This window comes from Nonomuraea sp. B10E15 (assembly GCF_039871615.1).
Taxonomy (GTDB): Bacteria; Actinomycetota; Actinomycetes; order Streptosporangiales; family Streptosporangiaceae; genus Nonomuraea.
The window spans coordinates 167,421-180,160 of sequence record NZ_JBDPMB010000002.1 but is presented as its reverse complement, the minus strand read 5'-3'; the positions used below and the strand labels follow the sequence as shown (position 1 = coordinate 180,160).

The 12,740-nt window shown below is 69.9% G+C and carries 13 protein-coding genes; 5 read left to right on the top strand and 8 right to left on the bottom strand.

All coding sequences use genetic code 11. The features are described 5' to 3' along the window. The 3 genes from ABGB14_RS10015 to ABGB14_RS10005 all read right to left on the bottom strand — a co-directional run bounded on the left by ABGB14_RS10015 (nucleotide 1) and on the right by ABGB14_RS10005 (nucleotide 1,640). Nucleotides 1-804, bottom strand: a complete 804-nt coding sequence (locus ABGB14_RS10015; RefSeq protein WP_347643304.1) for a tryptophan 2,3-dioxygenase family protein — start codon at nucleotides 802-804, stop codon at nucleotides 1-3. Nucleotides 805-888: 84 nt separating this feature from the next. Next, the gene (locus ABGB14_RS10010; protein ID WP_347643303.1) at nucleotides 889-1,086 is read right to left on the bottom strand and encodes a zf-HC2 domain-containing protein; all 198 of its coding nucleotides are present in this window, start codon (nucleotides 1,084-1,086) and stop codon (nucleotides 889-891) included. Continuing rightward, on the bottom strand, nucleotides 1,086-1,640 hold the full coding sequence (locus ABGB14_RS10005) for a sigma-70 family RNA polymerase sigma factor (RefSeq protein ID WP_201761090.1): 555 nt from the start codon (nucleotides 1,638-1,640) through the stop codon (nucleotides 1,086-1,088). The genes ABGB14_RS10010 and ABGB14_RS10005 overlap by 1 nt, the downstream gene beginning before the upstream one ends. 108 nt (nucleotides 1,641-1,748) lie before the next feature. On the opposite strand from ABGB14_RS10005, the gene ABGB14_RS10000 reads away from it, so the two are divergent. From ABGB14_RS10000 to ABGB14_RS09985, 4 genes are all read left to right on the top strand, one after another. Further along, nucleotides 1,749-2,393, top strand: a complete 645-nt coding sequence (locus ABGB14_RS10000) for a DUF4142 domain-containing protein (protein WP_347643302.1) — start codon at nucleotides 1,749-1,751, stop codon at nucleotides 2,391-2,393. After that, complete coding sequence (locus ABGB14_RS09995; RefSeq protein WP_347643301.1) at nucleotides 2,390-3,928, top strand: DUF1996 domain-containing protein; 1,539 nt, start codon at nucleotides 2,390-2,392, stop codon at nucleotides 3,926-3,928. Before ABGB14_RS10000 ends, ABGB14_RS09995 begins: the two co-directional genes overlap by 4 nt. Before the next feature lie 66 nt (nucleotides 3,929-3,994). Next, nucleotides 3,995-4,864, top strand: a complete 870-nt coding sequence (locus tag ABGB14_RS09990) for a ferric reductase-like transmembrane domain-containing protein (RefSeq protein WP_347643300.1) — start codon at nucleotides 3,995-3,997, stop codon at nucleotides 4,862-4,864. Between the two features lie 64 nt (nucleotides 4,865-4,928). Next, a complete protein-coding gene (locus ABGB14_RS09985; RefSeq protein ID WP_347643299.1) occupies nucleotides 4,929-6,515 on the top strand; it encodes an NADH-ubiquinone oxidoreductase-F iron-sulfur binding region domain-containing protein in 1,587 nt (528 codons plus the stop codon). Nucleotides 6,516-6,541: 26 nt separating this feature from the next. On the opposite strand, the gene ABGB14_RS09980 is transcribed toward ABGB14_RS09985, so the two are convergent. Then, nucleotides 6,542-7,195, bottom strand: a complete 654-nt coding sequence (locus ABGB14_RS09980; RefSeq protein ID WP_347643298.1) for a L,D-transpeptidase family protein — start codon at nucleotides 7,193-7,195, stop codon at nucleotides 6,542-6,544. Nucleotides 7,196-7,442: 247 nt separating this feature from the next. On the opposite strand from ABGB14_RS09980, the gene ABGB14_RS09975 reads away from it, so the two are divergent. Then, nucleotides 7,443-8,078: a GNAT family protein gene (locus tag ABGB14_RS09975; RefSeq protein WP_347643297.1), complete on the top strand. Its 636-nt coding sequence runs from the start codon at nucleotides 7,443-7,445 to the stop codon at nucleotides 8,076-8,078. Nucleotides 8,079-8,118: 40 nt separating this feature from the next. Here the strand turns inward: ABGB14_RS09975 and rhaS are convergent, their stop codons facing one another. Genes rhaS through ABGB14_RS09955 form a run of 4 tightly spaced genes read right to left on the bottom strand, consistent with a single transcriptional unit; the run spans nucleotide 8,119 to nucleotide 12,701 of the window. After that, complete coding sequence (gene rhaS, locus ABGB14_RS09970; RefSeq protein ID WP_347643296.1) at nucleotides 8,119-9,189, bottom strand: rhamnose ABC transporter substrate-binding protein; 1,071 nt, start codon at nucleotides 9,187-9,189, stop codon at nucleotides 8,119-8,121. Beyond that, nucleotides 9,186-10,172 (bottom strand): ABC transporter permease, encoded by a 987-nt coding sequence (locus tag ABGB14_RS09965; protein ID WP_347643295.1) that lies wholly within the window; start codon nucleotides 10,170-10,172, stop codon nucleotides 9,186-9,188. Before ABGB14_RS09965 ends, rhaS begins: the two co-directional genes overlap by 4 nt. Beyond that, on the bottom strand, nucleotides 10,165-11,208 hold the full coding sequence (locus tag ABGB14_RS09960; RefSeq protein ID WP_347643294.1) for an ABC transporter permease: 1,044 nt from the start codon (nucleotides 11,206-11,208) through the stop codon (nucleotides 10,165-10,167). The genes ABGB14_RS09965 and ABGB14_RS09960 overlap by 8 nt, the downstream gene beginning before the upstream one ends. Further along, complete coding sequence (locus ABGB14_RS09955; protein ID WP_347643293.1) at nucleotides 11,205-12,701, bottom strand: sugar ABC transporter ATP-binding protein; 1,497 nt, start codon at nucleotides 12,699-12,701, stop codon at nucleotides 11,205-11,207. The genes ABGB14_RS09960 and ABGB14_RS09955 overlap by 4 nt, the downstream gene beginning before the upstream one ends. Nucleotides 12,702-12,740 lie beyond the last annotated feature (39 nt).

Sequence of the window (12,740 nt, the reverse complement as noted above, 5' to 3'; positions counted from 1 at the left end):
TCATAGCCAGGCCCTTAGTTCCCACAGCAGCGGGAAGTAGTGCAGGCGCGTTCTACCGCGCAGATAGGGGGCGCCCGTCGAGCCGCCTGTGCCCGACTTGGTGCCGATCTGGCGTTCGACCATCTGGACATGACGCATTCGCCACAGCGCTGTGGTCTCGTCGTGGGTCAGCAGGTCTTCGGCCAGTTGCCACAGGTCGTCGTGGGACCTGCGGTCTCTCGCCACGGCCAGCAGCGAGTTCATGATCTCATCATCGGAGACCGGCAGGCCACGCAGCGACAGCGCGTCAAGATAGGCGTCCCACAGCGTGGGCTCCGACAGCCTGCCGCGCAGCCTGGCGAGATCGGCCTCCTCGGCGTGCCGGAAGCTGCCGAGGTAACGCTCGTCCTTCAGCCCGGACAGGAACTCCAGCTCCCGGAACTGCACGGACTGGAACCCGCTGGCGGGCTCCAGCATCGAGCGGAACTCGAGGAAGTCCTGAGGCGTCATCGTCTCCAGGACCTCGACCTGCTCGACCAGCACCCGCTCGACCGCGTGCACCCGCCGGAACAGGTGCCTGGCCCGCCACAGCTCGCCACGGGACATGGCCTCGCGAACCGACTCCAGCTCATGGAGCAGCAGCTTGAACCAGAGCTCGTAGACCTGGTGGATGGTGATGAAGAGCAGCTCGTCAGGAGCCTGCGACTGCGGCTGCTGCTGGGCGAGCAGCGCGGGCAGGCGGAGGTAGCCGCCGTACGACAGCCGGCCGCCTTCCTCGCCGAACCGCCGGCGCGGGGGACGGGGCACATCGTCGTCGATGCCCACCGAACACCTCCCCCCGACCACCCGGCACTTGCCGCCGGGCGCACGTCTCGCCGATACCGATACCACCCGAAAAGGGGATAGACGTCAACGTGACATCGACATCGGGGGATCGTCGTCGGAGGTCGAGGAGGCGTTCTTGAGCTCGTCGAGCTGGTCCGGCAGCTCGACGAGCTCCACCAGCTCCGCCTGGCATCGCTCGCACGAGTCGAGGTGGCGTTCGAAGGCCTCGTGCTCCTCTTCGTCGAGGACGCCGAGAGCGTAGGCGGCCACCCCGTCATGCATCAGCCGGCTACCCCCTTGTCCCGCAGCAGTTCGCGGAGAGCCCGGATCCCGTAGTAGAGCCGGGACTTCACCGTGCCCGGTGGGATCCCCAGAATCTCCGCCGCCTCACTTATCGTACGGTCTCGAAGGTAGGTCTGCTCAATGACTTCGCGGTGTTCCGCGGACAGGGACCGGAGGGCGTCCGCGACGACCATCGCCGACAGAGCCCGATCCGAACCGTCCGGCACCGCCATCATGTCGACTTCGGGCGGCTCGACCTCCTGCGGCCGAACGCTCTTCCGCCGACGACCATCAATGACTATGCGACGGGCCACGGTAAGCAGCCACGCCCATATAAGGCTTGGTTCCCATTGCAGTCTTGCCGAGTTCCGCCAGGCCCGGACGAGCGTCTCCTGTACAACGTCTTCGGCCCACTGAAGGTCGTTACCTGTGGATTTGCGGACGTGTCGCAGCAGAGGGCCGCCGAACTCCTGGTAAAGCACCGCAATGCGGTGCTCCGCCTCGGCATCCGCACTCTCGAACCTGCCGTCGAGGTGACCTAGCACGGGGCACATCTTTACACCTTCGTTATCCAAGCGGTAGCCACTCCGATAACTCCAGTCATTTCTAACTATCTCCGGCCATAGATGAACCAGGTGGGTGAAGCCCGCGTACCTCCCACCATGCACAGGCTTTTGCGCGGCGAGGTGTTCATGCTCGGCGGCTTCGTCGTGGCGGCCGCGGTGACGATCCTGCTGGTCATGCCACCGGTTATCGATCCCGCTGCCGCCCAGTGGGCGCAGACGTCCACGGGACCGCTCACGGCGGCCGACCGCGACCTGCTGGTCAAGGTACGGCAGGCCGGCCTGTGGGAAATGCCCGCAGGCGAGTACGCCAAGACCCGCGCCGAGTCCCAGCGTGTCAAGGAAGTCGGCAGGCTGATCATGGAAGATCACATGAAGCTGGACCTGCTGACCCGTCAGGTCGCGAAGAAACTGGGCGTGGCACTGCCGGACGAGCCCAGCCCGCAGCAGCAGAGCTGGATGGCCCAGCTCGCCGCGGAGAGCGGGCCCGCCTTCGACAGGGACTACGCGAACCTGCTGCGTGACTCACACGGCAAGGTCTTCACCGTCATCGCGGCGGTGCGGTCCGGCACACGCAACTCCGAGATCAGGAAGTTCTCCGAGGACTGCGTGAGGTTCGTCATGAGGCACATGGCGCTGCTGGAGTCCACCGGCCTGGTCGACCACAACGCCCTGCCGGAGCCTCCCACGCCCGCGCCAGCTCCACCCGTCGCGATGGCGGTCGATTCGAGGAGACACACATGAGGAGATCCAGACGCATGGCCGCGGCCATGTCCGCTTTGGCCGTGACGGCGAGCGGGCTGGTGTCCGCGGCCGTCATCGGAGTCGGCCCGGCACGCGCCGACATCTGCGACTCGGCCGAGTCCCCGTCGCAGCAGGAACAGCGGGATCGGAATCAGCGGCGAGACTTCGACCAGCGGAACAGGAACGGACGGAACCAGGGCCAGAACGGCGACGGGCAGTTCCCCGACAGGAACCAGGGACGCCAGAACCCGAACCAGCAGGCCCCCGACCAGCAGGACCCGAACCAGGACCAGCGGCAGGACCAGCGGCAGGACCAGCAGGACCCCGACCAGCAGGCTCCCCAGGGAGGCGGCGCCGCGGTGGCCGACCCCGCCGGCTCGCCGGACGACACGGCACGCGCCCCCGAGCCCGAGGACAGCGCCACGGTGCAGTCGCGCCGCGGCCGGCCGGACCCCCGCCCGACGCGGACCCAGGACCCGAACGACGACCCCACCGGCAACCCGACCGGCAACCCGACCGACGACCCCACCGGCAACCCGACCGGCAACCCCACTGACGACCCCACCGGCAACCCGACGGACGACCCCACCGACGACCCGACGCAGAGCCCGCCCCCGCAGGGAACGGCGTCGCCCTCCCCCTCCCCCACCCAGAGCGGCGACGGGAACGACTGCGACCTCGGCCCGTTCACCGGTGACTTCGTCAACATCCGCCAGGTCCAGCGGGTCAACGAGCCGCGGATCGGCAGGAACGGCTCCCGCGGCTCCTTCGTCTCCCGCTGCGGCACCAACCAGAACCGCCACAACAACCCGGCCAACTTCATCGTCGCGCCCGGCGTGGCCAACGGGGCGCACCACCTGCACGACTACGTGGGCAACCTGTCGACGGACGAGTTCTCCACCGACGAGAGCCTGGCCGCCGCGGGCACCACCTGCCGGCTGGGCGACAAGTCCACGTACTTCTGGCCCGTGATCAGGGACCGCAGGTCGAACGAGAACGCCGGCGACCCCGACGGCAACGTCGGCCGGCTGCTGCTGCCCCGCGCCGCGACGCTCCAGTTCCGCGGCAACGCCACCGACGACGTCGTGGCGATGCCGAGGTTCATGCGGATCATCACCGGTGACGCGAAGGCGGGCACGAACGGCGGCGCCAACGCCAAGGCGGGCTGGAGCTGCTCGGGATTCCAAAATCGCATAAGTCCCGATAAATACACGCTTTGCCCGCGTGGCAGTCAGGTTCTTCGTATCCTGGATTTCCCTAGCTGCTGGGACGGCCAGAACACCGACAGCGCCAATCACCGGACGCACGTGGTCTTCCCCGACCAGAACGGTGCCTGCCCTCAGGGCACTCGGGCGATTCCCCAACTCCGCATGACCCTCGCGTACAACGTCCCACAAGGCCCGTCGTACGCCGTGGACGCCTTTCCCGAGCAGAAGCACAATCCGGTCACCGACCACGGCGACTTCGTCAATGTGATGCCCGATCGGCTGATGCAGACCGTCGTCTCATGCATCAACCGGGGCCGCCGTTGCTGATCTGACATGCCCTCACGGGCACCAGCCTTCCGAGTCGCACCCTCACCCGACCTTGGAGGGAAATAGATGCTCCACAGACGATCCCCCAGGCACGCCCCCACCAAGCTGGACACCAGAAGCGTCCGGCTGGGGGCGAGCGCCTCGATCATGGCCATCCTGCTGTCGGCGTTCGCGCTGACCAGGACGGAACGTGGCGTGGCGCTGCTCGGCCGAGGGGTGGGCTTCCTCGAGTTCTACGCCGGCGTGTTCGCGCTGGTGCTGCTGACCGCGACGGTCGCACTCGGCCTGCTCACCACCGAACGCGTCTTCCTGACACCGGCCAACCGGGTCAGGGCCCAGCTCGCGCACAGAGCCACCGCGTTCATCGGGCTGGCCTACCTGATCACGCACATCACCCTCATGATCAGTCTGGGGCACGTGCCACTGGGGGCGGCGGTCGTCCCCGTCGCCGGGCTCTACGTGGGGTTCGGCGCGCTGGCCTTCGACCTGATGGTCCTGGCCGTGGTCACGGGAATGTTGAGGGGGCGCTTCGCCGTACGGACCAGGCCATGGATGTGGCGGATCCTCCACGCCGCCGCGTACGTGGCCTGGCCGGTCGGCATCATGCACGGGCTCACCGCGGGCCGTCCGCCGGCCGGCTGGGTGGCCTGGTCCTACGTGGCCTGCCTGGCGGCGGTCGGCTCCGCGCTCTGCGTGCGGGTGCTGGCCTCGCTGCGCCGGCCGTCGATCGTGCCCGAGAGGGTCGAAGGGCCGGCGGTGACGTCGCCGGCCACCGCGGGCGTGCCGAACCAACGGCCGCAGAAGGTCGCCGTCCCGGCCGCCGCCGGGGCCGGGACCAGGACCGGCACCAGGGCCGGCACCGGGACTGGCGCGGTGAACGTCAACGCACCCGTGAGCCTGGCCGATGCCAGGCGCAGATACCGGGAGGCCGGATGAGCCTGCCCGCGACGACTGATCAGGAGCGACCGTGATTCCGGCCCGAGTTCCCCGGGTGTTACGCATGGGTCCGGCCCGGCTCACCGCCGGGCTCGACCACTGCCGCCGGCTCGACCTGCCCGCGCACCGCACGCTCCACGGGGTCGTGGAGCCGCGCGAGCTGGCCGAGCTCATCTCCCTTGCCAACGACGTGGACATGCGCGGGCGGGGCGGCGCGGCCTTCCCGTTCGCGCGCAAGCTGCGGGCGGTCGCCGACGCGGCGGGCACGGGCGAAAGCGTGGTGCTGGTCAACGGCGCCGAAGGCGAGCCGGCCAGTTCCAAGGACGCCATGCTGCTCACCCGCAACCCCCACCTGGTGCTGGACGGCGCGGTGCTGGCCGCCGAGGCGCTGGGCGCCCGCGAGGTGGTCGTCGCCACGGCCGGTGGCGAGGTCGCCGAGGCGTCCGTCGCCGCCGCCGTGGCCGAGCGCCGGGCCTCGAACGTGTCGGGCGGCGCGGAGAGCCGGGTCCCGATCCGGGTGGTCGGGATCAAGGAGAGGTTCATCTCCGGCGAGGGAGGCGCGCTCGTCAAGGCCGTGAACGGCGAGGAGGGCATCCCGCCCGGCCGCAAGAAGCGGGCCGCCACGAGCGGGGTGGACGGCCTGCCGACCCTGCTGTCCAACACGGAGACGTACGCGCAGTTCGCCCTGCTGGCGGAGTACGGCCCCGAGAAGTACGCCGAGGTCGGCACCAGCAAGGAGCCCGGCACGATCCTGCTCACCGTGAGCGGCGGCGCGGCCCAGGGTGCGGTCATCGAGGCGCCTGCGGGCACCTACCTGGCCGACGTGCTCGCGCTGACCGAATCCGAGATCGGCGACGGCGTGCTCATCGGCGGCTACCACGGCGCGTGGTTGTCCGCGGAGGTCGTCCAGACGGCCGTGCTCTCACGCGAGGGCATGAAGCAGGCAGGAGCGACTCTCGGGGCCGGGATCATCGTCCCGCTCGGCGAGTCCACCTGCGCGCTCGGCGAGGCCGCCAGGGTGTCGGCCTACCTGGCGGCCGAGTCGGCCGGCCAGTGCGGCCCGTGCCGCCTCGGCCTGCCGGACATCGCCAGGGCCATGTACGCGCTGGTCGAGGGCACGGGTTCGGTGGACGCCGTACGCCGATGCGTGCGCGGCGTCGAGCGGCGCGGGGCGTGCTTCCACCCCGACGGCACGGCGAAGTTCGTGTTGTCGGCGCTGGACGCGTTCGAGACCGAGATCGCGCAGCACCTGGAGCACGGCTCGTGCGGCCGGCCGATCCGCGGCGTGCTGCCGATGCCCGAGCGCGAGGCCGACCCCGAGTACCGGCTGGAGGTCGACTGGTCCCGCTGCCAGGGGCACGGGCTCTGCGCGCACCTGTTGCCGGAGTTCGTGGACCTCGACGACTACGGGTTCCCCTCGTTCAGGAACGTCCCCGGCCACCTCGCCAAGGAGGCGCGGCGGGCGGTCGACATGTGCCCGGCGCTGGCCTTGCGGCTCGCCCGGACCACCGGGGACGGCTCCACGCCCGCCGGCTCGCCCCTGCGGCTGGTCAAGGACGGCGTGCTCAGGAAGGCCGGGGCGAGCATGCCCCGGCTCACGCGCGTGAGCACCGGCCCGAACGTCTCGAGGGTCGGAGGTACGGCGGGGTGACGCGACATATCTGATTATTTCAGTAATTACCATTTCTGTCGGACATATACCGGCTCTCCCATGCCCGCCATTTGGTAGAGCCGCTTGGACGTTTCCATCGGCACGCGTACGCACCCGTGGGACGCCGGCCGGTTCGGGACTTTCGTGGAGCCGTGCAACGCGATGCCGCCGACGAAGTAGAGGGAGTTGTACATCGACCCGAGCGGCCCGGTCGTCCACCCGGGCGCTCGCCGGTTGACGCGGAAGTCGCCCACGGGAGTGACCGCGTCGCCGCAGCGCCCGTTGAGGCACCAGCGCCTCTGGGCGCCGCTGGAGATGTGCGAGATCAGCGCGGGACGGTGCCGGCGGTAGACGATCATCAGCTGCTCGCGGAGCCTGACCTCGACCCGGTTCGCCGGGCCGTCGGGCACCAGCGCACGGGTGCGAAGCGGCCGGTCGAGCGCCCGCCAGACGTCCGGCCCCACCGCGCCCCGCACCTGCATCTTGTGGCTCTTCTGCAGCGCCCAGACCGCGAACTTCGTCTGCTCGTCGTAGCGCCCGTTGATCTTGCCGAAGTAGTAGCGGCCCTGGCGCAGTCTCCGCTGGAGCAGCTCGATCTCCTTGCCGCGGTCGCCCGGCCGCAGGAGGGGTGTTTTGATCTCGGCCCGTTCCACCGGTGTCGGACGGTCTTTGTCCGCCATCGCAGGTATGCCCATCAGCAAGGGCGCCCCGCATCCAACGGCGAAAGCGCCGATTCTTCGAAGCTTTATGATCATAATTCGATGCCTACCCACATCGTCGAGAATTCACCTCATGCATGGGTTTTGTCCGGTAAAGGCGGCGAATTAACGAATCCCACTATAAACGGGCATTCCCCGTTTATTCGACTATCACTGCCGGCGAAAAACCGGTCGCGAACGGGCACGCCGACTGCCATCATGCGGTGGTATGCGGAACTGGCCCCTGTTCGACCTGTCCATCACCACGCCCCGCCTTGAACTGCGCCTCCCCACGCTCGACGAGCTCGACGAGCTCGCGGACCGCGCCGCCGAGGGCGTCCACGAGACGGGAATCATGCCGTTCCTCTTCCCCTGGACGGACGCCGAGCCCGCCGAGCGGGCCAGGAGCACGCTGCAGTACCACTTCCGCGCGTGGGGCTCGCTCGCCCCGGAGAAGTGGTCGATCGACTTCGTGGTCGTGTACGACGGTCAGATCGTCGGCACGCAGGGCGTCACGGCCACGTCCTTCGCGGTCACCCGCGAGGTCGGCACCGGCTCGTGGCTGGGGCAGCGCTTCCAGGGCGACGGCATCGGCACCGAGATGCGCGGCGCGGTGTTGCACCTCGCCTTCGCCGGGCTGGGGGCGCGCCACGCGACGACCGAGGCGTTCGAGGACAACCACGCCTCGCTGGCGGTGACGAGAAAGCTCGGCTACCAGGAGGACGGCATCACGGTCCACGACCGCCAGGGCAGGCCGGCCGTCACCCGGCGCTTCCGCCTGGCCAGGGAGGACTGGCAGGAGTCACCCGGTTTCGAGATCCACAACCTGCCCGCCTGCCTGCCCCTCCTCGGCCTTCCAGGATGACGGCGCGCGGCCCGGGTTCCGGGCCGCGCGCCACCACGCGTCAGAAGTCGAACTGGTCGATGTTGGAGGCGTCGAAGGTGAACGGCGGCCCGAGGATGACCTCACCGTTCTCGCCGATCGTGCGCTCCCCCAGCTTGCCCGCCTTGAACGTCTCGCCCTCGGCCCCGGTGATCTGCCCCGACACCAGCGCCGCCGCCGCGTACGACGCGAGATAGCCCAGGTCCTTCGGGTTCCACAGGGCGAACTTCTCCACGGTCTTGTCCTTGACGAACTGCCGCATCTGGTTGGGCGTGCCCAGGCCGGTCAGCACGACCTTGCCCTTGTACTTCGAACCCGAGATGTAGCGGGCCGCGGCCGAGACGCCGACCGTGGTGGGCGAGATGATGCCCTTCAGGTCGGGATAGGCCTGCAGCAGGCCCTGCGTCTCGGTGAAGGACTTCTGGTCGTCGTCGTCCCCGTAGGCGACCTTGACCAGCTTCATGTCCTTGTACTCCGGCTTGGCCAGCTCCTCCTTCATGAACTCGATCCAGGTGTTCTGGTTGGTCGCGTTGGCCGTGGCCGACAGGATGGCGATCTCGCCCTTGTGATCGATCATCTCCGCGAGCAGCTGCACCTGGCTGCGGCCGACCTCTTCGGAGCTGGCCTGGTTGATGAACAGGTCGCGGCACTGCGGCGCCGCGTCCGAGTCGTACGACACGATCTTGATGCCCTTGGCGCGGGCCTGCTGGAGCGGGCCGCAGACGGCGTTGGCGTCGTTGGCGGCGATGAGGATCGCGTCGTGGCCCTGCTGGGTCAGCGTGTTGATGTAGGAGATCTGGGACGACGCCGACGCGTCGGACGGGCCGACCTCCTTGGCCTCGCCCTTGAACTCCTTGGCCGCCTCGATCCCGGCCTCGTCGACGATGACTTCGTACGGGTTGTTGATCTGTTTCGGCAGGAACGCCAGCTTGATGCCCTCCTTGAGCGGCGCGTCGGGGTTCGCCGAGGCGGCGGCCGAGGAGGCGGGGGCCTCCTGGGGAGCGGCGGTGACGGACGATCTCGTGGTGCCGCCGCAGGCCGCCACGCCGAGGACGAGCAGCGTGGCGACGGCGGTGAGGCGCATCGGGGTCATGGTGTTCCTTTCAGGGCCGGCCTGATGAGGGAGACGAGGCGCGGGGTGAGCACCGACACGATGAGGAGGAGCCCGGTGACGATCGACTGGATCTCCGTCGACACGTCGCCGAGCATCAGCAGGTTGCGGAGCAACCCGATGAGCAGCACGCCGGCGATGACCCCGCCCAGCGTGCCCTTGCCGCCGTCGAAGTCGACCCCGCCGAGCAGGACGGCCGCGATGACGGCGAGCTCGATGCCCAGGCCGTTGTCGGCGCGGGCGGAGCCGTACCTGAGGGTGAAGACGACCCCGGCGAACGCCGCGACCGTGCCGGAGACGACGAAGAGGAGGAGCTTGATGCGCTTGACGCGGATGCCGGAGAAGAACGCGACCTGCTCCTGCGCCCCGATGGCGTAGAGCGAGCGGCCGAAGCCGGTGGAGTGCAGCACCACTCCGACGATGACGGCGAGCAGGATGAACAGCGCGATCGGGTACGGGATCGGCGTGCCGGGCACGTCGTCCACGGCCAGCGCGACGTAGCCGGGCGGGAACTGGGCGATGGCCTTGTCTCCGAGCACCACGTACGCCAGGCCACGGTAGAGGGCGAGCGTGCCGATCGTGACGGCCAGCGAGGGAAGGCCGAGCCGGGTCACGAGCAACCCGTTGACCAGCCCGCAGGCGGCGCCGACGAGCACCACGAGCGGGATGATCGTCTCGATCGCCATGCCGCCTTCCCACATGGCGCCGACGAGCGCGCTCGACAGGCCGAGCACGGAGGCGACCGACAGGTCCACCTCGGCGGCCACCACCAGCATGGTCATGGCCAGCGCGATGAGCGCGATCTCGCCCAGGTCGCTCAGCGCGAACGACAGGTTGCCGGTGGTCGCGAAGCCGGGGGTGGTGAAGGAACCCGCCGCGAACACGGCGACCAGCAGCGACGCCACCAGGACGTCCCACCGCAGGACCCTGCCCATGACGGAACGGCCGCCCGCTTGGTCAGCCATGACGGCTCCTGTTCCTGAGCAGGCGGGCCACCCTCATGGCCAGCACCCGGTCGACGCTGATGGCGAGCAGGAGCAGCGCGCCGGTGATGGCCTGCTGCCAGAAGGGGTTGACGCGGAGCACCACCAGGGCGCTGCCGATCGTGGTGAGCAGCAGCGCGCCGAGTGCCGCCCCGTAGACGCTGCCGACCCCGCCGGTGATCGCGACGCCGCCCACCACGACCGCGCTGATCACGATGAGCTCCCAGCCGTTGGCGGAGTCGCCGATGACCGTCCCGAACCTGGCCAGCCAGAGCACGCCCGCCAGCCCGGCCAGGCAGCCGCTGACGAGGTAGGCGGTCAGGACACGGCGGCGCACCGGCACGCCGGCCAGCCTGGCCGCCTCGGGGCTGGAGCCGATGGCGTAGAACTCCCGGCCGCTCGGGTAGGAGCGCAGGTAGTAGCCGATCAGCAACATGACCACGAGCGTGATGAGCGGCAGGTACGGAACACCCAGCACCGACCCGTTGCCGAGCGACAGCAGCGCGGGCGGCAGGTCGACGGCGTTGATCTGGCGGCCGTGCGCGATGTAGTGGTCGACCCCCTGGATCACGTAGAGCGTGCCGAGCGTCACGACCAGGGCCGGGACCCGGCAGAAGCTGACGAGGAGCCCGTTGAGCAGGCCGCAGGCCGCGCCGACGGCGATCCCGAACACGACGCCGGGCACCAGGCCCCAGCCGCTCGCGAGCACGTCGGCGGTGACGAACGCGACCAGCCCCACCACGGAGCCGACGGACAGGTCGAGGTTGCGGGTGATGACCACGACCGACTGCCCGACGGCCAGCAGGGCGAGGATCGCGGTGTTGAGCAGGATGTCCTCGATGCCCTGCCCGGACAGGAAGTTGGGGTTGACCGCGCCGGTCACGCCGATGAGCAGGGCCAGGGCGATGACCAGGCTCAGCTCGCGGGCCCTGAACACCAGGTCGACCAGGCTCCTGGCGCTGCGCCCTCCGGGGGACTGCTCGGAGGGCGCGGCCACCGTGGTGGTGGGTCCGGTCACGCGGCCCTCCCGGTCGCGGCGCTCATCACGCTCTCCTCGGTCGCCTCGGCCCTGGGGATCTCGGCGGCCAGCCGGCCCTCATGCATGACCAGCACCCGGTCGGCCATGCCGAGCACCTCCGGCAGCTCGGAGGAGATCATGAGGACGGCGATGCCCTGGCCGGCCAGCTCCGACAGCAGCCGGTGCACCTCCGCCTTGGTGCCGACGTCGATGCCGCGCGTCGGCTCGTCCACGATCAGCACGGACGGCTCGGTGGCCAGCCACTTGGCCAGCACCACCTTCTGCTGGTTGCCGCCGGACAGCACGCCCACCCCGTCGGCCAGCCGGGCGAACTTCAGCTGCAGCCGCAGCGCCCAGTCCCCGGCCCGGTCGCGCTCGGCCCCGCGGGAGATCGTCGGGCCGCGGCGCAGCTCGCGCAGGCCGGTCAGCCCGATGTTGCGCTCGATCGACAGGTCCATGACGAGCCCCTGCTGGCGGCGGTCCTCGGGCACCAGGGCCAGCCCCGCGTTCATGGCGGCCGTGGGGCTGCCCGCGGGCAGGGTGACGCCGTCCACCGTGACGGACCCGGCGTCCCAGCGGTCGATGCCGAAGACGGCCCTGGCCACCTCGCTGCGGCCGGCGCCGACCAGCCCCGCCAGGGCGACGATCTCGCCCCTGCGCACCTCGAAGGACACGTCGGTGAACACGCCCTCGCGGGTCAGCCGCTCGACCCTCAGCGCGACCTCGCCGACGGCCGCCTCCTCCTTGGGGAACAGCGTGGCGACCTCGCGGCCCACCATGCGGCGGATGAGGTCGTCGTGCGTGAGGCCCTCGACGGGCTCGCTGGCGATCCAGGCGCCGTCCCGCAGGGTCGTGACCCGCTGGCACAGGGTGAAGATCTCGTCCAGCCGGTGGGAGATGAACAGCAGGGCGCAACCCTGCTCGCGCAGCGCCTGCGCGACCGAGAACAGCCGGGTCACCTCGTGGCCGGAGAGCGCGGCCGTCGGCTCGTCCATGACCAGCACGCGGGCGTCCCTGGAGATCGCCTTGGCGATCTCGACGAGCTGCTGGTCGGCGATGGACAGCCCGCGCGAGGGCTGCTCGGGGTCGAGGGCCACGCCGAGCCGCCCGAACAACTCCCTGGTACGCGCGTGCATGGCCCCGCGGTCGATCCTGCCGAGGCCGCGCCGGGGCTGGCGGCCCATGAAGATGTTCTCGGCCACGGACAGGTCGGGGAAGAGGGTCGGCTCCTGGTAGATGACGGCCACGCCCGCCTGCTGGGCGTCGGCCGGTCCGGCGAACTCGACCGGCTCGCCCCCGAGCAGCACCTGGCCGCTGTCGGGGCGGTGCACCCCCGCGAGCGTCTTGACCAGGGTGGACTTGCCGGCGCCGTTCTCCCCCGCCAGCCCGTGCGTCTCGCCGGCGAACAACTCGATGGAGACGTCACGCAGCGCGCGCACGGCGCCGAACGACTTGCTGACGTTCGCCAGGGCCAGCGTGGGGGGAACGGCCATCCATCCTCCCGACAACAAACGTTTTAACGGGTGGCTGTC

Bases quoted from the DNA above. Each gene is read 5' to 3' on its own strand.
- ABGB14_RS10010 (WP_347643303.1), bottom strand. From the start codon at position 1,086: ATGCATGACGGGGTGGCCGCCTACGCTCTCGGCGTCCTCGACGAAGAG.
- ABGB14_RS10005 (WP_201761090.1), bottom strand. From the start codon at position 1,640: ATGTGCCCCGTGCTAGGTCACCTCGACGGCAGGTTCGAGAGTGCGGAT.
- ABGB14_RS10000 (WP_347643302.1), top strand. From the start codon at position 1,749: ATGCACAGGCTTTTGCGCGGCGAGGTGTTCATGCTCGGCGGCTTCGTC.
- ABGB14_RS09995 (WP_347643301.1), top strand. From the start codon at position 2,390: ATGAGGAGATCCAGACGCATGGCCGCGGCCATGTCCGCTTTGGCCGTG.
- ABGB14_RS09990 (WP_347643300.1), top strand. From the start codon at position 3,995: ATGCTCCACAGACGATCCCCCAGGCACGCCCCCACCAAGCTGGACACC.
- ABGB14_RS09985 (WP_347643299.1), top strand. From the start codon at position 4,929: ATGGGTCCGGCCCGGCTCACCGCCGGGCTCGACCACTGCCGCCGGCTC.
- ABGB14_RS09980 (WP_347643298.1), bottom strand. From the start codon at position 7,195: ATGGCGGACAAAGACCGTCCGACACCGGTGGAACGGGCCGAGATCAAA.
- ABGB14_RS09975 (WP_347643297.1), top strand. From the start codon at position 7,443: ATGCGGAACTGGCCCCTGTTCGACCTGTCCATCACCACGCCCCGCCTT.
- rhaS (WP_347643296.1), bottom strand. From the start codon at position 9,189: ATGACCCCGATGCGCCTCACCGCCGTCGCCACGCTGCTCGTCCTCGGC.
- ABGB14_RS09965 (WP_347643295.1), bottom strand. From the start codon at position 10,172: ATGGCTGACCAAGCGGGCGGCCGTTCCGTCATGGGCAGGGTCCTGCGG.
- ABGB14_RS09955 (WP_347643293.1), bottom strand. From the start codon at position 12,701: ATGGCCGTTCCCCCCACGCTGGCCCTGGCGAACGTCAGCAAGTCGTTC.